Consider the following 21,991-nt stretch of genomic DNA (forward strand, 5'->3'; position numbering starts at 1 on the left):
TAAATACTTAAACAATTAGAAGAACAGGTAGCGGTTGTCTACCACACCAGCCTTCTGATACAATTCCTGCATGAAGATGCGAGCAGCCTGAGTGGCCTGCATCTGGAGCTGAGCCTCGGTCTGAGCAGCGTCGAACTTAGCGCCGGCGCGGTTGCTCTTCTTAACTACCTTGAACAGGTAAGCACCACCGTTACCCTTAACCACGTGCTTGCTGAACTCGCCAGCCTTAGCAGCTGCAACGGCACCAGCCAGAGCGGGCTCTGAAGCACCTGTGGCCTGTACGAATACAGGAGCCGAGAATGTGATCTGATTAACCGCGTCGATGCGAGCACCCTTAGCCTTAGCTGCAGCCAGGTCGTTAACACCGGCCAGCTTAGCCTTGATCTGCTCGAACTTCTTATCGCGGATAACCTCGGCCTTAAGAACATCCTTCAGGCTGCTCATGTCGCGGTAGCCTACAGGGTTGATCTTAGTGAGGGCTACAACCAGCAGGTGATCGTTGTTACCGCACTCGTACAGTGGGCTAACCTCGCCTGGCTTAGCGTCGAAGATCCACTTCATAGTCTCACGGGTAGAACGCAGGTTGGCTACGTTGTGCTCGTAGTTGAACAGATCCTGACGTGGAGTAACCTTGAAGCCGAACTTAGCAGCGTTCTTCTCCATATCCTCGATAGTCTTGTTCTCGCTTACAAACTGGCTGAACTTGTTGTAAGCCTCAGAGTATGTCTGCTTAGAGAAATCGATAGTGTGCTTGATAACAGCTGCATCGTACTTGTCAACCATAGCCTTGCGAGCGGTAACCTGCAGGATGATGTTGCCCTGAGTAAACTCGAGGTTCTTAACATCGTTTACAGCCAGGTTGTTGATAGCTGCGAGGTAGGTCTTCGACTCCTCGTCGATAGAGCTGCTGTTCTCGTACATAGCTGATGTGAGCCACTGCTTGGTGCCTGGCTGACCGTACTTCTGAGCCAGCTGCTCGAAATCAGCACCAGCCTTCAGAGCTGTGTAGATGCTGTCGGCAGTCTTCTTAGCGGCCTCTACGGTAGCACCGCCAACCTGAATCTGGCGATACTCGATAGAGTCAGGAGCCTGAGTCTTGGCAATCAGCTTAACAACGTTGAGAGTGTTATCGAAAGCGGTCTCGAATACAGCTGAAGTCTGACCTACAGCCATTGAATCGAGCTTAGCAGCGATGTCTGATGGATAAGCGCGCTTGGTAGCAGCCATGCCAGTGTAGGCAAACTGCGACTGGGCCTTGCGAGCCACCTCGGCAGCGTTAGCACCGCTCTGCAGCTTCTGGGCTGCGTCGGTCATAGTCTTCATCAGCTCCTTGCGGTCGGCTGCTGAAGCTACTACCTGGAAATCAACATACTTAATATCGCGGCTCTCAACGTCCTGCTTAAACATCTCCTTCTCCTCGTCGTACTTAGCCTTCAGATCCTTGTCGTCAACCTTTACATCGTTGTCGTTGATTGAAGAGTAAGCGATAGAAGCCAGCTGGATGTCGCTCTCGGTGTTCTGACCCTCGAAAGCCATCTTAGCTGAGATGGGGTTAGAGAGCAAGCAGTTGCTGAGCAGAGCCTGGTACTTCTGAGCCAGGGTGTTGGTGCGCAGCTGCTTCTCGATGAACTGCCAGTACTTGTAGATGGTCTGGTAGCTCTCAGCCAGCTGAGGATTTGAGCCTGCCTTCTTGTAATCGTCCAGGAACTTGGTGAGCATGGTAACGTCGAAACGACCAGTCTGCTGGTTTACGAATGGGCTCTGCATCAACATGGGGTTTGTACCCTCCTTCATGATGTTCTGCAACTCCTCGTCGGTAACTGTCAAACCAAGCTTCTCTGCCTCGTTGGCAATGATCTGCTCGTTAACGTACTGACTCCAAACCTGATCCTTAATCTGGTTCAGCTCCTCCTCAGAGAAGTTCTCGCGGTTCTGAGTAATCTTCAGAACGTCCTGATACTCATCAACCAGGGCCTGGAAGTCCTGAACATTGATTTTGTTTCCTAACACTTCGCCAATCTGCTGTCGCTGCTGGTTCTTGGTTGCTTCGCAAGAACGGAAAGCTTCCTCAGCAATGAAGGCGAAAAGGCCTAAGCCGATAATGCAAACGAGGGCTACGCCTCTTTTACGGATTTTTCCTAATGCTGCCATAATGTATTTAAATTTTTAATTATTATTCATAAAACGGGTGCAAAATTAATAAATTTGTTCGAAACGACCTAATTTTTTCGTATAAATTTTGGCTATTCGGTAATGATTAATCGCACCAATTCGATTTTTGTTGCCGTATTCTTGATGATTTTAAACTCGTAGCGGCCCATTTTTACTACCTCGTTCAGTTTTGGGAACGACTGATACTCGTGCAGAATCAGGCCTCCAAGGGTCATGTATTCATCGCTTTCGGGCAGGTCGAGATCAAACATCTCGTTAATCTTGGCTATCTCCAGTCGGGCTGATAGCATGTATTCGTGGTCGCTCAGTTGTTTGGCCACGTGGTTAGTATTGTCGTGCTCGTCTTCAATCTCGCCTGTAATCTCCTCCATGATATCCTCGAGCGATACCAGTCCGCTGGTGCCGCCAAACTCATCTACCACCACGGCCAGCGAGCGTTTCTGCTGCATCAGCTGGGTCATCAGCTTCGATGCCAGCATGGTCTCGGGTACGAAAGAAATCTCACGTACCAATTGGCAATTTACAATGGACGATTGATAATTGTTTTTGTCCAGTCGGAACATGTCGCTGGAGTGTACATAACCGATGATATGGTCGATATCCTCGTGATACACCAGAATCTTTGAGTGGCCGCTCTCGATAAACACCTGTCGCAGCTGTTCGATGGTGTCGGTATCCTCTACCGCATCAATCTCGGTACGGGGCACCATACAGTCGCGAATCTTCGTCTCCGAGAAGTCGAGCGCATTCTGGAAAATCTTTACTTCTTCCTCGATTTCATCGTCATTATCGGCGTTATCGATACTGGTCTGAACCAGGTAGTCGAGGTCTACTTTCGTAAACTCCTTTTCCTCGCCGGCACTCTTCATGCGGATGCCTATCAGGCGCAACAGTCCCTTCGACAGCAGCGTGGCAAAGCGCGATATGGGGTAAAGCACCACATAGCATATCCACGCAGGCACGGCAAACACCGTGAGCAATGTGTTAGGATTGTTCTTAAAGATAGATTTAGGCAGGAACTCGCCTGTAAACAGCACTACCAGTGTAGATAGCAGCGTATCGGCCGTAACCCTCACCCCGTCGCTTAGTGGCGCAAACAGTGTGGCGTCGAACAGCTGGGCAAACAGGATACCGTAGATTACCAGTGCGATGTTGTTGCCCACCAGCATGGTTGACACAAAGTTGTTTGGATGCTGGTAGAACACATGGATGATGCGCTGCGAAAAACGGTTCTTTTCGCGATCCATCTCGGCACGCAGGCGGTTGGACGAAATAAAGGCTATCTCCATACCCGAAAAGAAGGCCGAGAACAGCATCGAAACCAGTAGCCAGATAATCGTTGTAGTCATATCATCCGTTCTTTCTATGTTTCTGCAGCTGTGGGCGCAGCGATGGCTGTACCTGTGCGGTATCGGGCTGGGCGCCTGGTTTCTGCGTGGTGGTATCGTTCTGCTCGCCGGTCATATCCTCGCGCTGGAACGATCCCTTCGAGTTGCTGACGGTATAGTGCGTCATATGCTCGTCCGACAGGAAATAGGTGCCCTCCATGCTGCGTTCGGGGGTGGTAACCTTCGAGTATACGTTAGAGTACAGTTCGTGGCGCATACCGTCCCAAAACAGCTCCTCGCTCTCGAACAGCAGGCCGTTAATGTTACGTATGCGTACGCGACCGCGCAGATGCCACAGCTTCTTCTGATCGTAATACTTGGCTGAGTCGGCCTGGATATAGGCTTCTACGTGGAATTTCTCGTCGAACTGCTCGAAGAAAACACCCTTTTCGAACAGCCAGTACGAGGGATTCTTAACCACGTTCACATCCCAGCGCTCGGTTACAATCTTGTATTTGATCACGCCGCTGTCGCTAATCAGCGTATTAACGCCATACGACGTCATCACCGACACCGAATCGCGGTCGTGTATAGCAGCTGCCGTGTGCTCGTGCACCTCGGTACAGCCGCCTAATATCATTGCTGCAAACGCGGCTACGGCTATTATTCTACCTTCCACTTTGCAAACCATCTCTCGTTGAATGTCAGACCGATGTTCAGGCGGAACATCGTTTCCTTAATCATATTATCAGCCGAACGGTTTACAACCTGTCCGCTGATATTCAGATACGAACGGCCGTTGTAACCGTTCATGATGGGAATACCGAAACCAAGACTGGCCGAGAGCTCTTTGGGGCCCTCTTTTCCGTTAATATAATAATAAGGTGTGGCCATACCTACACCCGCACGATAGCGCACGCGCTGCAGGAACTTACGACCCATAGGGCGTGGTGTCCACTCGGCACCCAGGTTAAAGCGATAGCTGTCTTTCAGCAGGCCCGACTTCATGGTATAGGTCTTGGCCTGTGAGTCGAACGAAGGATAATCTACGCTACCCCACTTCTGCATGGTAAAGTCGGCACCCATACGGAACTGCTGTCCGTGGTTGTAAGCCAAACCAAAACCAAAGCTGGTAGGAATGCTCAGTGCATCGGCAAGCTTATAGGCAGTGGTATCGGCCTTGCTGATAGTAGAGTTGCTGTTGATGACCGAGCACTTGGCATCGGCCTTCAGTGAGTGGCCTGGTGTCCAGGTAGCACCCAGGGTGATGTTATCCTGCTTGCTCAGAGGCAGTTCCAGCTGCATACCAAAGTCGAGCTTGTAGCTGCTGATATCGGCAGTGTACAGCATCTGCAGGGCGCTTACGTTGCTGGCACTGCTACTGCTGGTAATGCTGCGGTTGTAGTCGCCCCAAAGGTACGACAGGTTGGCACCGATGCTCAGGGGCTTGAACAGGCGGATACCGGTACCGATAAACAGCTGGTGTATACCGCCATCACCCTTGTTGGTGGTAGTCATCTTGGTGATGCTGGCATCGTTCAGATATTCGCTCTGTGAGTAGTTATAGCCGATGTTAGAGTAAGGCAGTACGCCGAAGGTAACACCCACGCCCTTAAAGGCACGGAACTGACCTACCACGTAGTCGAAACCGCCACTCTTACCATTCATTTTCTTGCCGTTTTCCTTATAGTTGGTAATCTGACCCGACAATCCGGCATCGAACAGCATGGTAAGTGAGTCGACAGCCGAATACGAAGCGGGGTTCATGGTGTTAACCTCGTTACCGCGACGCATGGCCAGGCCCACGCCGTTCATACCTTTATTAAAACCTACACTCTGATCAGTCAGATCACCTAAGCCGAACTGGCTATAGGGAGAATTAGTGTTGCTCTGGGCAAAAGCCGATGTCGTCATGGTTGCTAAGACGAAACTGGCGAGAATTTTATTCATATTTAATCTTTTAATTCAGTTGAAAATCTTTTCAGCGTGCAAAATTATCAAAAAAAAACGAAGAAATGGCTTTTTCTTCGAAAATATAAGTTATTTTTGCATCGTGAAACATTTAAAAATGAAAATTAAGAGCCTGCTAACCGCAGCTATCCTGCTGAGTGTCAGCTATATAACGCCAATTTATGCGCAATCGGCACCAAATGCCGAAAATGGCGCTTTTGTGGCCGTTGAGTCGAATATCGACCCGATGGACTCGGTTGAAGTGAGTTTACTGACCTGTTCGCCCCACGAAGAGATTTACAGTTTGTATGGTCATGCAGCCATCCGTTGGCATCAGGGCGACACCGATCTGGTGTTTAACTGGGGTATGTTCAGTTTCAGTAAGCCATACTTTGCCCTACGCTTTGTGTTCGGACTAACCGATTACGAGCTGGCCGCCTACCCCTTTGAGCGTTTCTGGCCCTACTACCAGCAATGGGGCAGCAGCATTACCGAGCAGGTGCTGAACCTGACCAACGACGAGAAGCGTACCCTGCAGCGCCTGCTGGGCGAAAACCTGCAGGAAGAGAACCGCGTGTATCGCTATAATTTCTTCTACAACAACTGTTCAACCAAACCTAGAGATGTAATCGAGAAAAGTATTGATGGACAGGTAGTTTACGAAGAGCGAAGTGACTATCAGCCAACCTTCCGCGAGATGGTGCGCGAGTGCAATCGCAACCACCTGTGGTCGAAGTTTGGAAACGATATGCTGCTGGGTGTGAAAGCCGACCTGGCTACCACCCGCGAGGAGCAGGAATTCCTGCCTATGAATCTGATGACCGACTTTGCGCATGCGCAGATTTATAAGGATGGCGAATACCGCCCCTTGATAAAGGAGCAGCGCCTGCTGGTAGCACCGGGCGTACAGGTCATCGAACAGGACTTTTTCCTCACACCCACCGAAATAGCCGTACTGCTGCTCATCATATCCGTATGTATTGCCCTCTACGAGTGGAAAAGCAGTCGCGTTGTGAAATGGTGGGATGTAGCGCTGATGACCGTTCAGGGACTTGTTGGTATCGTGCTTACGGTGATGATATTCTCGCAGCACCCCACTACATCGCTTAATCTTAACCTGCTGCTGTTCAATCCTCTGGCGCTGGTGTTTATACCCGCCGTTATCAAAGGCAAGCGCAACCTGTGGACCAAACTGCTGCTGGTAATGCTGATACTGTACGGACTGGGTGGCATACTGCAGAGCTATTCGGAGGGTATGTGGATTGTGGCACTATGTTTGCTGATACGTTGTAAGAAATGAAGAATAGATATCTATACGTTACGCTGCTTACGATGCTGGCGCTCAGCTCGCAAGCGCAGCAACAGAAGGGAGTAAGCCCCCGGCTGGTGGTAAATATTACCATCGACCAGCTGCTTACCGACTATCCCGCTCTGTTCGACGATGGATTAATCTATGAGCAAGGTTTCTATCCCTACAGTCAAGTTGACCTGTCGTCTGCCATTTCGTCAGTCGTAACAGGCACATCGCCATTCTATCACACCATTACGGCCGATAAATGGCTCGACCGTCAGTCGTTGCAAACCGTAGCGGCTACCCCCGATGAAATCGCCGTTTCTACCCTGGCCGATGAGCTGAAGATAGCTACCAAGGGTGCCGGTAAGGTATGCGCCGTGGCTGCAAAAAAAGAGACAGCAGCGCTGCTTGCAGGGCATAACGTGGACCGCCTGGCATGGAACGATGACAAGCGTAGAAATCAGGATGCTACCAGCCTGACGGTTAAGGCTTTACAACTGGTTGTTGAAGAAAGGCTTGGGCAAGATTCTATCCCCGATCTGCTATTTCTGCAGTACGAGAAAGAAGATTACCAATCGGCCCTGCAAAAGCTGGTGGTTGAGATACAGCGCATGGTGGGCAAGCAGCACGCCCTGTTTGTGCTCACCTCTACCGGCTATCGCGATCTGAATACCGATGAATACGCCAAATATCACATCCCCACGGGTGTATATTATACCAACCGCACTGCCAACCTGCTGAACATGTACCTGGGTGCCCTGTGGGGCCAAGGCAAGTACGTTGAGGGCAGCTACCGTAACCAGCTGTACCTGAACCACCAGCTGTTGGAACAGAAACGCATCGCCCTGTCCGACGCCACACAGAAGGCTAAGGAGTTCCTGCTGCAGATGGCAGGCGTAAAGCGTGTAAACATCCATCTGTACGAGGCCCACATGGGCGATCTGCAGGTAGAGTTGGCACCTGGCTGGCAGATGCAGAACGACGACACTCACGAGCAACTTAAAACCAAGCAGCCACTGGCCTGCTTCCCCATTATATTCTATGGTGCCGATATACCCGCACAGAAGGTGCAGGCACCCGTTAGCATAGAGCGTATTGCCCCCACAATTTCGAAGGCAATCCGCATTCGTGCCCCCAATGCATGTATGGCTACACCTCTTTTTTAATAAAAAGGCTTGGTGGTTAAAAATTTTTTTTGTAATTTTGCCGCCGTTTTATAACGACATACATCAACAATAAGTAAAAAAATAAAAATTAAATATGAATTTCAACAAGTTATTGAAGTCGCTGTTTGGTGACAAATCCAGCCGCGACATGAAGCTTATCCAGCCACTCGTTGAGCAGGTAAAGGCTGTTTACCCCGAGGTACAGAAGCTGGATAACGACGCACTGCGCCAGCGCACTAAGACACTGCAGCTGCAAGTACAGAACTCTGCCCAGGAGCAGAAAGCCCGTATCGAAGAACTGAAGGCTACAATCGAAAACACCCCTATCGATGAGCGTGCCGATATCTTCGCTCAGATCGATAAGATCGAGAAGGAAGTATTGGAGATTTACGAGCAGGCCCTGAACGAGGTAATGCCCGAGGTATTCGCTATCGTAAAGGAAACCGCACGCCGCTTTGCCGAGAATGAGGAGGTGGTTGTTACAGCTACCGATTTCGACCGCGAGCTGGCTGGCGATCCTAAGAAGGACTTTATTACCATCGATGGCGACAAGGCTATCTACCACAACCACTGGACTGCTGGTGGTAACGACCTGAAGTGGGAAATGGTACACTACGACGTACAGTTGTTTGGTGGTGTTGTACTGCATCAGGGAAAGATTGCCGAGATGGCTACTGGTGAGGGTAAGACCCTGGTGGCTACCCTGCCTGTATTCCTGAACGCACTCACCGGTAACGGTGTACACGTGGTAACCGTGAACGACTATCTGGCTAAGCGTGACTCAGAGTGGATGGGTCCTCTCTATATGTTCCATGGCTTGAGCGTGGATTGTATCGATAAGCATCAGCCTAACTCTGAGGCCCGTCGTAAGGCTTATCAGGCTGATATCACCTTCGGTACCAACAACGAGTTCGGTTTCGACTATCTGCGTGATAACATGGCCGTATCGCCTGCCGATCTGGTACAGCGCGCACATAACTACGCCATCGTCGATGAGGTCGACTCAGTATTGATCGACGATGCCCGTACACCTCTGATTATCTCTGGTCCTATCCCCAAGGGCGACGATCAGATGTTCGAGGAGTATCAGCCACTGGTTGAGAAGCTGGTAGGTGTTCAGCGCCAGTTGGCCACCCAGTATCTGGCCGACGCCAAGACCCTGATTACCGAGGGTAACAAGCTGATGGAGGCTGGCAACAAGAAGGAGGCACAGGAGAAGCTGGATGCCGGTTTCCTGTCGCTCTACCGTTCGCACAAGGCCATGCCTAAGAACAAGCCACTGATTAAGTTCCTCTCGGAGGAAGGTATCAAGGCTGGTATGCAGAATACCGAGAATATCTACATGGAGAACAATAACCGCCGCATGCCTGAGTGTGTTGAGCCTCTGTACTTCGTAGTAGATGAGAAGATGAATAGCTGCGACCTGACCGATAAGGGTACTGCCTGGCTGGCTAAGCAGGTAAACGATAACGAGCTGTTTGTGCTGCCCGATATCACTACCGAGCTGTCGGCTCTCGAGGCTGAGACCGGACTCACCGATCAGGAGCGCCTGGATAAGAAAGATGAGCTGATGAGCCACTACGCTGTACAGAGTGAGCGTGTGCACACCCTTCAGCAGCTGCTGAAGGCTTACTGCATGTTTAATAAGGACGACGAGTATGTGGTTATCGACGGCGAGGTGAAGATCGTTGACGAGCAGACTGGTCGTATCATGGAGGGTCGTCGCTGGAGCGACGGACTGCACCAGGCTGTTGAGGCCAAGGAGCACGTAAAGGTAGAGGCTGCCACACAGACATTCGCTACCATCACCCTGCAGAACTACTTCCGTATGTATCACAAGCTCTCAGGTATGACCGGTACCGCTTCTACCGAGGCTGGTGAGTTCTGGGATATCTACAAGCTGGATGTGGTTGAGATTCCTACCAACCGCCCAGTAATCCGTAACGACCAGGACGACCGCGTTTACAAGACCGCTCGCGAGAAGTACAAGGCTGTAATCGAGGAAGTAGTAAAGATGAGAAATCAGGGCCGTCCAACACTGATTGGTACCACATCGGTGGAGATTTCAGAGTTGCTGAGCCGTATGCTTGATATGTATGTGAACCCTGAGACCGGTAAGCGCGAGGGTATCCCCCACCAGGTGCTGAATGCTAAGCTGCACCAGAAGGAGGCCGACATCGTAGCATTGGCCGGACAGAGCACTAACGGTAAGGGTGCCGTTACCATTGCCACCAACATGGCCGGTCGTGGTACCGATATTAAGCTTTCGCCTGAGGTAAAGGCAGCCGGTGGTCTGGCTATCATCGGTACCGAGCGCCACGAGAGCCGTCGTGTTGACCGTCAGCTGCGTGGTCGTGCCGGACGTCAGGGCGACCCAGGTTCATCTGTATTCTATGTATCGCTCGAGGATAAGCTGATGCGACTGTTCGCCTCTGAGCGTATCGCATCGGTCATGGACCGTCTGGGATTCAAGGATGGCGAGATGATCGAGAGTCCTATGATCTCTAAGAGCATCGAGCGCGCCCAGAAGAAGGTTGAGGAGAACAACTTCGGTATCCGTAAGCGTCTGATCGAGTACGATGACGTGATGAACAAGCAGCGTACCGTGATCTACGAGAAGCGTCGCCACGCCCTGATGGGTGAGCGTATCGGTATGGATATCGCCAACATCATCTGGGACCGCGTAGTAAATATCATCGAGAACTCTACCGATTACCAGAGCTGTAAGGAGGAATTCCTGCACATCCTCTCGATGGAGGTGCCCTTCAGCAGCGACGAGTATCTGAACCAGCCACGCGAGGTACTTACCGAGAATGCCTTCCAGGCTGCCATCGGTAACTTCAACCGCAAAACCGAGCGTATCCAGACTGTTGCCCAGCCTATCATCAAGCAGGTGTACGAGGCTCAGGGACAGATCTACGAGCGTATCATGGTGCCCATCACCGACGGTCGTAAGATGTACAACATCCCTTGCAACCTGAAGGAGGCTTACGAGAGCGACTGCAAGAGCATTGTGAAGGAGTTTGAGAAGAGCATCCTGCTGCATATCATCGACGATAGCTGGAAGGAGAACCTGCGCCAGTTGGATGAGCTGAAGCACTCTGTACAGAATGCCAGCTACGAGCAGAAGGATCCACTGCTGATCTTCAAGCTTGAGAGTGCCAAGGTTTGGGACGAGATGATTAACGATATGTACAACCGTATCTGCTCGATCCTTACACGCAGCGGTATCCCCGAGATGCAGCAGCAGGAAGTACAGGAGGCTGCCCCCGAGCAGCCCGCCCAGCGCCAGCAGTACGTAGAGACCAAGCAGGAAGTTGAGCAGTTGGTTGACCGCAACCAGCAGGCCGCTGCACAGCACGACACACGTGCCCAGCAGAGCCACGAGCCCATCGTAAAGGATAAGCTGCCCGGACGCAACGATCCATGTCCCTGTGGTTCAGGTAAGAAATTCAAGAATTGTCACGGTAAAGGAATAGTATAATACGATTATGATTACAATCAACCATTTGAAGAAGGCGTTTGGCAACACCGTTGCCTGCGACATTGAACAGTTCAAAATCAACGACGGCGAGATTCTCGGCCTCGTAGGTAACAATGGTGCAGGTAAGACCACGCTCTTCCGCATGCTGTTAGACCTGCTGAAACCCGATGAGGGTGATGTAGCACTCGATGGCATTAACCCCGCCCAGAGCGAGGAATGGAAGGCCGCTACAGGCTCGTACATCGACGAGGGTTTCCTTATCGATTTCCTCACACCCGAGGAGTACTTCGCATTTATCGGTAAGATTACTGATAAAACGCAGGAAGAGGTTGACGAGCGACTGAAGGACTTCGAGAAGTTCGCTGCCGGTGAGATTTTCGGACAGAAAAAACTGATTCGTAATCTCTCGGCTGGTAACAAACAGAAGGTAGGTATCATCTCTGCCCTGTTTAACAACCCCAAACTGGTGATTCTCGACGAGCCATTCAACTTCCTCGATCCTTCGAGCCAGAACACGCTCAAGCATGTGCTTACCGAGTACAACAGGCGTACTGGCGCTACTATTCTGGTTTCGAGTCATAACCTGGCACACACCATCGACATCTCTACACGCATTGCGCTGCTGGAGAAGGGTCACATCGTTCGCGATCTGGCCAATGCCGACGGAAGTGCACGTGCCGAACTCGAAAATTACTTTGAGACAGAATAACCTATCATCATTTTTAGGTATTTTATAAAAACTTGCGACCTTTGCAATCGGGTTGCAAGTTTTTTTTCGTACCTTTGCACTCAAAATAAATAAGTTATGAAACTGTCGGAACTGAAAACAGGCGAAAAAGGTATAATAGTTAAGGTGCTGGGACACGGCGGATTCCGTAAGCGCATCATCGAAATGGGTTTTATTCGTGGTCAGGAGGTTGAGGTATTGCTTAACGCCCCGCTACAGGATCCCGTGAAGTACAAGCTGATGGGGTACGAGGTGAGTCTGCGTCACCAGGAGGCTGATAACATCGAGGTGGTGTCGGCCGATACCCCATTCGAGGCTACTACCTTTAATCTGGCTACCGACAGTAATCGCCATGAGGATGATTATATCCGTCATGAGGCTATGAAGGAGCGCCGTACCATCAACGTAGCGCTGGTGGGTAATCCTAACTGTGGTAAGACCTCGCTGTTCAACTATGCATCGGGTGCCCACGGCCATGTGGGTAACTACAGCGGTGTAACGGTGGATGCCACCGAGGCCCATGCATCGATGTTCGGTTACGAGTTTAACCTCACCGACCTGCCTGGCACTTACTCGCTTTCGTGCTACTCGCCCGAGGAACTCTATGTACGCGAGCATCTGACAGAGAAAATGCCTGATGTGGTGATTAACGTCATCGACTCGTCGAACCTGGAGCGTAACCTGTATCTCACCACCCAGCTGGTTGACATGAACATACGTATGGTGTGCGCGCTGAATATGTACGACGAGTTTGAACGCCGTGGCGACCAGATTAACCTCGACACGCTGAGTACGCTGTTTGGTATGCCAATGATTCCTACATCGTTTAAGAGCGGACAGGGCGTAAAAGATCTGTTCCGTGCCGTCATCCAGGTGTACGAGGGTACCAGTAAGTTCTCGCGACACCTGCACATCAACTACGGTCATGAGATCGAGGACGGTATCTCGCATATCCAGAAGTACCTGAAGGCCGACGAGCATATCACCCAGCACTACTCTACCCGATACCTCTCACTGAAGCTCCTGGAGCACGATAGTCAGGTGTTGGAGTATCTGGGCAACCACATGGCTGGCGAGCAGCGTATTCAGGATTTCCGTAACCTGACAACCGAGCGCGATAAGGCATCGGCCCGTGTAAAGGAAGAGACAGGCAGCGATAGCGAGACAGCGATTATGGACGCCAAGTACGGTTTTATTAACGGTGCACTGAAAGAGGCCGACTATAAGACCGGACATAAGAAAGATACCTATAAAGCTACACATAGGATTGATGGGCTGCTGTCGCATAAGTATCTGGGATTCCCCATCTTCTTCTTCCTGCTTTATATCATGTTCCAGACTACCTTTACACTCGGTCAGTACCCCATGGACTGGATTGAGGAAGGCGTACAGTGGTTAGGCGAAAAGATTAGCGAAGGCATGACCGACGGACCACTGAAGGCCATGCTGGTAGATGGTGTTATCGGTGGTGTGGGTTCGGTTATCGTGTTCCTGCCACAGATTCTGATACTCTACTTCTTCATCTCGTTGATGGAGGATTCGGGCTATATGGCGCGTGCTGCCTTTATCATGGATAAGCTGATGCACAAGATGGGACTGCACGGCAAATCGTTTATCCCCCTTATTATGGGCTTTGGCTGTAACGTACCTGCCGTGATGGCTACACGTACCATCGAGAGTCGCCGCTCGCGTATCATCACCATGATGATTCTGCCGTTTATGAGCTGTTCGGCCCGTCTGCCTATCTATATCATGATAGCCGGAACGTTCTTCTCGTTGCAGTACCGCTCGTGGGTTTTGCTGTCGCTCTATGCCATCGGTATAGTAGTGTCGGTAGTTGTCAGCAAAATCTTCTCATCGCTTGTTATCAAGGGCGAGGACACACCATTTGTGATGGAACTGCCACCTTATCGCTGGCCAACACCAAAGGCCATCTGGCGCCATACCTGGGAGAAAGGTAAGGAATACCTGAAGAAGATGGGAGGCATTATCCTGGTGGCCAGTATCATTGTATGGGCATTGGGCTACTTCCCACATAACGAGGACCTGCCACGCGAACAGCAGCAGGAGCAGAGCTATATCGGACGCATGGGTAAAACCATCGAGCCCATCTTCACCCCACAGGGCTTTAACTGGAAACTGGACGTATCGCTGTTGGCTGGTGTAGGTGCCAAGGAGATTGTGGCTTCTACCATCGGCGTACTGTATAGTGGCGACGACAGCTTTGGCGACGACGACAGCTTTAGCGACGACACCGAGAAATACACCCGTCTGCGCCAGATGATGCTGAACGAGGGTATCACCCCACTGGCAGGCTATGCCTACCTGATATTTATTCTGCTGTACTTCCCCTGTATAGCTACCATTGCCGCCATCAAGCACGAAACAGGCTCGTGGCGCTGGGCCAGCTTTGCAGCCGTTTACACCACTGTGGTGGCCTGGATAGCCAGTATGCTGGTGTTCCAGATTGGCAGTTTGCTGATATAAGTAGAATAAATTTGGTACTTTCGATATTTCTTTGTATCTTTGTCGCCGTTAAAACAATTTTACTAACGATGAAGAAAAGATTACAATGGTTATTGGCAGCACTCTTGCTGGGCACGCCAAGCATCGGCTATGCCCAGAAAGGAAATCTGCAGAAAGGTGACTATGGATTCCTGTATTGTCACATGAACGATCATGGGCGCGCATGGACAGCCTATGCCTTGAGTCGCGATGGTTTTCATTATAAGGACCTGCTGAACGGCGACTCTATCTTCAGCGATGCTGAGCATGCCCGTATCGAAGGCGCCACACGCGATGCTTACATCTGTCGTAAGCACGATGGCAAAGGTTATCTGATGGTATGCACCGATATGAACGTAGGTGCCCGTAAACGTCTGGGTAAGGTTGAAACCTGGGATAACTACGGTATCGACCTGCTGCGTAGCGACGACCTGATTCACTGGAAGTCGGTTACGTTCGACTATCGTAAGGGTACGCAGATATTCTCGGATCCCAACGCTCCCAGCGTATATAAGGACTGGAGTACCATCAACCGCGTATGGGCACCACAGATAGTATGGGACGAGGATTATGTATGGCCTAACGGTAAGAAGGGCGGCTATATGGTTTACTACTCGATGCGTAACCGTGGCGAGGACCATTACGACCGCATGTACTACTCGTATGCCGACGAGACCTTTACTACCCTTACCCAGCCTAAGCTGCTGTTCGATTGGGGCTATGCCACCATCGATGCCGATATCAACTGGGTTGAGGCCGACCAGAAGTGGCACATGATGATTAAGAAAGAAGGTGGTAAGGCCGGTTTGTTTACCGCTACAGCACCAAAGCTGACTGGACCATGGAGCGAGCCGGTAGAGGACGATTACGTGAACTTTGAGGGCAACAAGGCTTGTGAGGGTGTTAGCGCCTTCCAGTTGCCTGGACAGAAAACCTGGGTGATTGCCTACATCGAGTACTCGTCGAACCCACGTAACTACCGTCTGTGCCTGGCCGACGAGTACATGCGCAACTTCCACTCACCCCGTAATATCGAGGGTGTGAAAGCGCCACAGCACGGATCGTTTATGCGCCTGACTAAGAAGGAGTACAAACGACTGGAGAAACTGTTGAAGTAATCGTTGTTATCCGAATACAAAACGCAACGAGGCGTACAGCTGGATAGCAAAGAAATAGATGATAATCAGGGAAGAGCCCTGACGTAAACCATAGGAGAGGATGTCGAGCACATCTTCTCCTTTTTGTTTGTTGCCCGAGATAATGCCATACACCACCGAGAACAGTGTAATGCCAAAGCAGATGATAGGCACCAGACCACGACTGAATGCCGATGGGAACAGATGGCCGCTGAACGACAGAAGTATGGCATGGGGCATCAGGGTAAGCATGGAGATAACCAAGGCGTAGAGCACCACAAAAACGATGGCTACACGCAGTGCCAGACGGTTACGGAACGATGCCTCGCCCCTGGCGGTGAAATGCCGCAACACCCCACTCTGCTTTAAGCTACCGCCAGCAATGAGTGCTAACAGTAGCCAAGCCAGCAGTGGATTGGCAATGATGTTGGAGAACCCGCCAAAAAACCAGCGTATGCCCTCGGATGAGAGCATAGAGCGTACACCCTCGATACGGGCTGCGGAGAGCAACCACGACACGATGACCAGCACACACTCGGCCACCAACAACCCCATGCATACACGACTACTCTTCATCGGCTTCGAGATTATCGATATCCAGAATACGCAGCTCTAAAGCACGTACCACCAAACGGGTGGCGTTGATACCGCTGGCACCCTCGGGGAACAGCTTCTGAATCAACTCGTTCTGACGCTTTTCCAGGCTCTTCACGCCAAAAGGCATGCCGCGCAGGTTGGTAATCTGCTCCTTGGTAAAACCTAAGGCTAGATGGCGCAGGAATCGCTCGTCGTACTCGTCTATCTCGTAGTTTACCAGGGCCTCCTGCTTAACCAGTTCGCCACTAACGGCACGCTTAAAGCGCTCTACAATCTTTTCGAGGATAGGCTCGTTGAACACCAGCTGTTTGCCATCCATCACGGCCGATACATCGCGACGTGTGAGCAGCTCGCCTGTCTTCAGGATGATACCATCGGCACCAGCATCGAGCACATCAACCCACAGCTTCTCGTTCAGTATCTCACCAGTAAAAATCAGCACCTTTACATCGGGATGTACCTCCTTGGTGTGGCGGCAGATTTCTACACCTACGGTAGTAGAACCACCCAGACCCAAATCGAGCAGCACCAGGTCGGGCTTCTGCTGCTTGATGAGGCGCCAGTAGGCCTGCTCGTTCTCGGCTGTTCCAATCACTTCGGCCTCGGGAATATCACTCTTCACGATGCCAAGGGTGCCCTTAAGCTCCAGGGGCACATCTTCTACTATTATTACTTTGAAGTTTTCCATACGCTTGGTAATGTTATAATCATATTTGTTGTATTGTCTTGTATAGTGGCATAGATACCGCAGCCACGGCGGTTGGTGGCTTCACCAAGGTCGCGTACTATCTGGCGGCACAGCAGGTAAGGCAGATGATCCTTCGAGGGCGTGAACAGATCGGCAGCCTGACTCTCGGTAAGCTTGAGTTGAGGCATGGGCACACGCACCTCGATATAACCGCCATCGCGTGGCGTATATTCGGGCTGCAGCTTGGCACCGGCCTGTTTGCGCAGGATATCAAAGAGATAGCGCACCAAAGTTTCGTCGCCTAGGATACTATGATGCAACGGCTTGAGATGCAAGCGGGTGCGCTCGGTTTGGCGTAAGGCCTGCTGCGACAGAACACCGTAAAGCTCACGGTAATAGGTGGTTACCTCGCCTAACGATTCCATGTCGCCCGTATCAAGCAGCTGCTGGATGCGCGAGGGATAGTACATGGTTTCGTGCTTAAGAGCCGACAAGCAGTTGTCGAGTACGGCATTCGATACATGCAGGTTGCTATCGTCAAGCTCGGCACGGCGCAACTCATCGTCGAGCAGTTCCAGATCGGTAATACGCTGCTGTTCGCGTAAGAACCTGTCATACAGGCGGTGACGGTAATACAGCAGGTAATAAGCGGGCACGATGGATATCATCAGCAGTATCAGCAGGATGATAGCTATCGTTTTGTTGGTTTGCGACTGCTGCATGTTTCTACAGTAATCGCCCAATGTATTATCGGCCGACATCTCCTTAAACAGCTGTGTGTAGATGCGGTTGTTGTAGCTGTAAAGCTGCCACTCGTGCAGTGCCAGGGCTGCCACAGCACTCTCGTTACGGATGTCGAGAATGATGTGATAGTTGGTGTTGAGGCTATCGTGGAACCACTTGATTTCGGGTGGCATGAGCGATGGGTTACCCATCCGTCGCATCAGGTATCTACCACGTGGCACTTGCTGACGGTAATGCAGGTTCAGGTAGTATCTACAGGTATCGGCAAAGCGCAGTGTACGCTCGTAATTGCCGTTGATATTGCTGAAGTAAGCCGAATCGGAATAGATACTGGCCATACCTAAGGCGTCAATCTCAGGCTGCTGGGCCATCATCTGCATGGGCAGCATCGACAGCAGCACAATAATCAGTCGGGCTATGCCGCGTGGCAGTCTGAAGAACAGTCGTGAGCCCTTGCCCAAACTGCTGGTAGCACCAATTTTGCACACAGAGAATATCTGACTGATCTTACGGTACTTCTCGATGATACCCTTACAGTTAAGCAATCCAAAGCCATGACCTTCGACTATTTTATGATCGAAGAGATGATCAAGCTGCTCCTGAGTCATACCCATACCGGTATCCTCAACAGCTATCTCAACATAATCATTGGTTTGTGTAGCTGATACATTCACCCTACCCTCACGGTCGGTAAACTTACGGGCGTTATCGGCCAGGGTGTTCAGCATAAACAGTGTCAGCACGCGGTCGGCCTTTACAACGGCCTCTGTGGACTCTACGTTCAGTTCTACGCCCTTCATTTGGAACGAGGTGCGCCCCTTAAGCAGCACATCAAACAAAGGCTGTAACGGGAAACTCTCGATGTGTAGACTGAGTTCGCCCTGGCGTAGCTGTATCCAGTACGTCAGCACATCGTTGTAAGAGTTAATCTGATTGATGAGCTCACGGATATAAGTTAATCGTTCCTCGCGGTTAGAACTATCAGTTTCCAGCCTAGAAACCTCGTGGATGATGCGATCGATGAATGGTGTGGTATTGCATACCAACGACACCTTAGCGCGCTGCTCCAGGTTGCGGCGCTCGTTGTTCTCAACCTGCAACAGCTGGGCAGCCAGTTGCTCGTTCTTTTGCTCAAACAGGTTATCGGGCTCATCAGGCTGCGATTTCTTCTTGTTCAGGTAGTTAAACAGCCACAACGAGAATAACAGCAGGATGATGGCCGCTACAACGAGTATGAGCATCAGGTTAAGCTGTGTAAGCTGTCGTTCGTACTGGTAGGCACGGGCCTCAAGCTGACGGTCCTGACGGGTAGTCTCCTGCAGGTCGAGGTACAAATTGCGGTTCTCGTCGCTCTGCTGCTTATCATCAATGGCAGCGTAAGCCACACTGAGCTGTTCGCGGATAGATGCCACCAGGTCAGGAGCCTGATTGATGATGGAATCCGACAGAGCCTGCTCCAGATTAAAAAGTGCCGAACGGTAGTCGCCTATCTGTCGGAAACACGATGCCAGCGTACGGTAGGCACCGGCTATCTGGTACACATCGCCATAGCGCTCAAAGATATTCAAGGCATTCTCGGCCAGGAAGCCTGGCAGTACCTCCTCTTCTACCCCTAAGGGATTGATAAACTTGAAAGCAGGCAGGTTATCGTCGATCAGTTGACGACGATATGTGGGATCCATCAGATGCTCTGAAAGGGCCTCGAGGGCATTGGCGGCAAAATATGGGTAATCGCCTTTACGTGCCGTGAGGAAGCAGCGCATCAGCTTATCGAACTCCTCTTGGTTAATCTCCTGTTGGGTTCCCTGCGTGATAATACCACCGGCACCGATGTTATACAGATAGTTGAGGTATTGTGCTGTATCGCGCTGTACTTCTTCGGGATTGATGGCATTAAGTGCATCAATCGACTGCTGCTCGAGTCCTACATAATAATAGTAGGTAGAGTTTACGATGGCATATTCGGTTTCGGCATACAGCAGCAAACGTTCATCGCGCTCGGTAAGCTGGTTGCGCTCTTCGTTGATACGCTGCATGGTACGGTCGGCCATCTCACGGAACTCGTGGAAAGCACGGTTGTTGGAGCGGCGCTGACAAAGGCGCATCTGCTGAACGTAAGCTATCAGGTGCTGCAGCTGGTTATCGGTTGTTTCGATAACATCGTTTAATTGCTGTTCGGCATCATTGTAACGCATACGTACAATGTTGACGAAAGCCATATTGTTGAGAGCCTCTGCACGACCAGCTGGATAATTGGCTGCCAGTTCGTACGAACGGCGTGCAATGGCTTCGGTAGAGTCGAGATTACGATAGTGATAGGCATAGGATTGAGAATTCAGCTTGTCGACCGCTTGCCTATCAGGGCGTGCACAAGCTGAGATCAAGATGGTTGATAATATGAATAGCCAGAATTTCATGTTAGTTAAAAAACGAATCCCCCTCGCTCACTTTTTCGGAGCGAGAGGGATGATATTGTATTAAGCACGGGCCTTAGCGATGTAACCGAGTGCCTCTTTGCACTTATCGGTAACATACTGCCAATCGCCGGCCTTAACCTTATCGCTTGGGAAGAGCTTTGAGCCCATTCCAACGCAGTAAACACCTGCCTTGAACCACTTAGTGAGGTTCTCCTCCTCAGGAGCAACACCACCAGTAACCATGATCTTCGACCAAGGCATTGGAGCCTTCAGACCCTTAACCATGTTAGGACCTACTACATCGCCAGGGAATACCTTGGTGAGGTCGCAACCCAACTCCTGAGCCTTACCAATCTCGCTAACGGTCATACAGCCTGGGCAGTATGGAACCAGACGACGATTACATACAGGCGCAATCTCGGGGTTGAACAGAGGACCTACAACGAAGCAGGCACCCAGCTGCAGGTACATAGCTGCTGTGGGGGCATCAACAACTGAACCGATACCCAGAGCCAGCTCAGGGCACTCCTTATCGGCCCACTTTACCAACTCGCCAAATACCTCCTGAGCAAAGTCGCCACGGTTAGTGAACTCGAAAGCACGAACACCACCCTCGTAGCAAGCCTTTACTACATTCTTACAAACTTCGACGTCCTTGTTATAGAAAACAGGAACCATAGGTGCTGCGGCAATCTTTGCCATCACCTGCAATTTATCAAACTTTGCCATAATTGTCAATCTTCAATTTTCAATTTACAATTAACGCTGTACACGTCCATTGGCATTACCACCAGCCAAACTCTCAACCTCGTCAACTGATACCAGATTGAAGTCGCCATTGATAGTGTGCTTCAGAGCCGAAGCAGCAACAGCAAACTCGAGAGCCTCGCCCTGAGTAGCCTTGGTGAGCAGACCATGAATCAAACCACCTGAGAAAGAGTCGCCACCACCAACACGGTCGATGATTGGATTAATCTCGTAGCGCTTGCTCTGGTAGAACTCCTTACCATTATAGATAAGAGCCTTCCAACCATTGAAGGTTGCGCTGTAGCTCTCGCGGAGTGTAGAAACAACATACTTGAAACCAAACTCCTGCATCATCTGCTTGAAGATGCCCTCGTAACCGGCTGCATCAGTCTGACCACCCTCTACATCAGCATCGGGCTTGAATCCGAGACAAAGCTCAGCATCCTCTTCGTTACCAATACAAACATCAACATATTTCATCAATGGGCGCATGATTGAAATGGCCTTCTCGCTGGTCCACAGCTTCTTACGGAAGTTCAGGTCAACTGATACTGTTACACCATGGCGCTTTGCAGCCTCACAAGCCAGCTTGGTGAGCTCGGCAGCCTTATCGCTGATAGCTGGGGTGATACCACTCCAGTGGAACCAGGCAGCACCCTCCATGATAGCGTCGAAATCGAAATCTGAAGGATCGGCCTCGGCGATTGATGAATGAGCACGGTCGTAAATAACCTTTGATGGACGCATTGAAGCACCTGTCTCAGCATAGTACAAACCTACACGGTCGCCACCACGAGCAACGAACTGGGTGTTTACACCATAACGACGAAGTGCGTTAACTGCAATCTGTCCGATTTCGTGCTTAGGCAACTTAGATACGAAGTAAGCCTCGTGACCGTAGTTGGCCACCGAAATTGCTACGTTAGCCTCACCACCACCAGGGATGATGCGGAATGACTCACTCTGAATGAAACGGTCGTTGCCCTGAGGCGAGAGGCGAAGCATAATTTCGCCCAAAGTTACAATTTTTGCCATT

Annotated in this window: 15 protein-coding genes; 6 read left to right on the forward strand and 9 right to left on the reverse strand. The window is 50.9% G+C overall.

Translation table 11 applies throughout. From position 1 onward, the window contains the following. Positions 1–15: 15 nt before the first annotated feature. The 4 genes from PRU_RS04380 to PRU_RS04395 form a co-directional block, all read right to left on the reverse strand. The gene (locus PRU_RS04380) at positions 16–2,151 is read right to left on the reverse strand and encodes a peptidylprolyl isomerase (RefSeq protein WP_013064135.1); all 2,136 of its coding nucleotides are present in this window, start codon (positions 2,149–2,151) and stop codon (positions 16–18) included. A gap of 92 nt (positions 2,152–2,243) precedes the next feature. Then, on the reverse strand, positions 2,244–3,521 hold the full coding sequence (locus PRU_RS04385; RefSeq protein ID WP_013064875.1) for a hemolysin family protein: 1,278 nt from the start codon (positions 3,519–3,521) through the stop codon (positions 2,244–2,246). 1 nt (position 3,522) lies between these two features. Then, positions 3,523–4,140, reverse strand: coding sequence for an LPS export ABC transporter periplasmic protein LptC (gene lptC / locus PRU_RS04390; RefSeq protein ID WP_013065676.1), 618 nt, complete (start codon positions 4,138–4,140; stop codon positions 3,523–3,525). Positions 4,141–4,163: 23 nt separating this feature from the next. After that, positions 4,164–5,450 carry a hypothetical protein gene (locus PRU_RS04395; protein WP_013063490.1) on the reverse strand — a complete coding sequence of 429 codons (1,287 nt, stop codon included), beginning with the start codon at positions 5,448–5,450 and terminating at the stop codon, positions 4,164–4,166. A gap of 118 nt (positions 5,451–5,568) precedes the next feature. On the opposite strand from PRU_RS04395, the gene PRU_RS04400 reads away from it, so the two are divergent. The 6 genes from PRU_RS04400 (at position 5,569) to PRU_RS04425 (ending at position 15,744) form a co-directional block, all read left to right on the forward strand. Beyond that, positions 5,569–6,750 (forward strand): Lnb N-terminal periplasmic domain-containing protein, encoded by a 1,182-nt coding sequence (locus PRU_RS04400; protein WP_013063115.1) that lies wholly within the window; start codon positions 5,569–5,571, stop codon positions 6,748–6,750. Beyond that, positions 6,747–7,910, forward strand: coding sequence for an alkaline phosphatase family protein (locus PRU_RS04405; protein WP_013063951.1), 1,164 nt, complete (start codon positions 6,747–6,749; stop codon positions 7,908–7,910). The genes PRU_RS04400 and PRU_RS04405 overlap by 4 nt, the downstream gene beginning before the upstream one ends. Positions 7,911–8,004: 94 nt before the next feature. After that, a complete protein-coding gene (gene secA / locus PRU_RS04410; RefSeq protein ID WP_013064519.1) occupies positions 8,005–11,394 on the forward strand; it encodes a preprotein translocase subunit SecA in 3,390 nt (1,129 codons plus the stop codon). Between the two features lie 7 nt (positions 11,395–11,401). Continuing rightward, a complete protein-coding gene (locus PRU_RS04415; protein ID WP_013064916.1) occupies positions 11,402–12,103 on the forward strand; it encodes an ABC transporter ATP-binding protein in 702 nt (233 codons plus the stop codon). A 96-nt stretch (positions 12,104–12,199) separates the two neighbouring features. Next, complete coding sequence (feoB, locus tag PRU_RS04420; protein ID WP_013063104.1) at positions 12,200–14,608, forward strand: ferrous iron transport protein B; 2,409 nt, start codon at positions 12,200–12,202, stop codon at positions 14,606–14,608. Between the two features lie 68 nt (positions 14,609–14,676). Beyond that, positions 14,677–15,744: a glycoside hydrolase family 43 protein gene (locus tag PRU_RS04425; protein ID WP_041385670.1), complete on the forward strand. Its 1,068-nt coding sequence runs from the start codon at positions 14,677–14,679 to the stop codon at positions 15,742–15,744. A 6-nt stretch (positions 15,745–15,750) separates the two neighbouring features. On the opposite strand, the gene PRU_RS04430 is transcribed toward PRU_RS04425, so the two are convergent. From PRU_RS04430 to PRU_RS04450, 5 genes are read right to left on the reverse strand one after another with little or no spacing between them, the layout of a single operon-like run. Continuing rightward, positions 15,751–16,338, reverse strand: coding sequence for an AbgT family transporter (locus tag PRU_RS04430; protein WP_013064388.1), 588 nt, complete (start codon positions 16,336–16,338; stop codon positions 15,751–15,753). Next, positions 16,328–17,047: a DUF5932 domain-containing protein gene (locus PRU_RS04435; protein ID WP_013064325.1), complete on the reverse strand. Its 720-nt coding sequence runs from the start codon at positions 17,045–17,047 to the stop codon at positions 16,328–16,330. The genes PRU_RS04430 and PRU_RS04435 overlap by 11 nt, the downstream gene beginning before the upstream one ends. Next, positions 17,029–20,208, reverse strand: a complete 3,180-nt coding sequence (locus tag PRU_RS04440) for an ATP-binding protein (protein ID WP_013063566.1) — start codon at positions 20,206–20,208, stop codon at positions 17,029–17,031. Before PRU_RS04440 ends, PRU_RS04435 begins: the two co-directional genes overlap by 19 nt. Positions 20,209–20,268: 60 nt before the next feature. Then, complete coding sequence (locus PRU_RS04445; protein WP_033150862.1) at positions 20,269–20,937, reverse strand: bifunctional 4-hydroxy-2-oxoglutarate aldolase/2-dehydro-3-deoxy-phosphogluconate aldolase; 669 nt, start codon at positions 20,935–20,937, stop codon at positions 20,269–20,271. Between the two features lie 30 nt (positions 20,938–20,967). Beyond that, positions 20,968–21,990, reverse strand: coding sequence for a sugar kinase (locus tag PRU_RS04450; RefSeq protein WP_013065722.1), 1,023 nt, complete (start codon positions 21,988–21,990; stop codon positions 20,968–20,970). Between the last annotated feature and the right edge of the window lies 1 nt (position 21,991).

The organism is Xylanibacter ruminicola 23 (assembly GCF_000025925.1).
Classification (GTDB): domain Bacteria; phylum Bacteroidota; class Bacteroidia; order Bacteroidales; family Bacteroidaceae; genus Prevotella; species Prevotella ruminicola.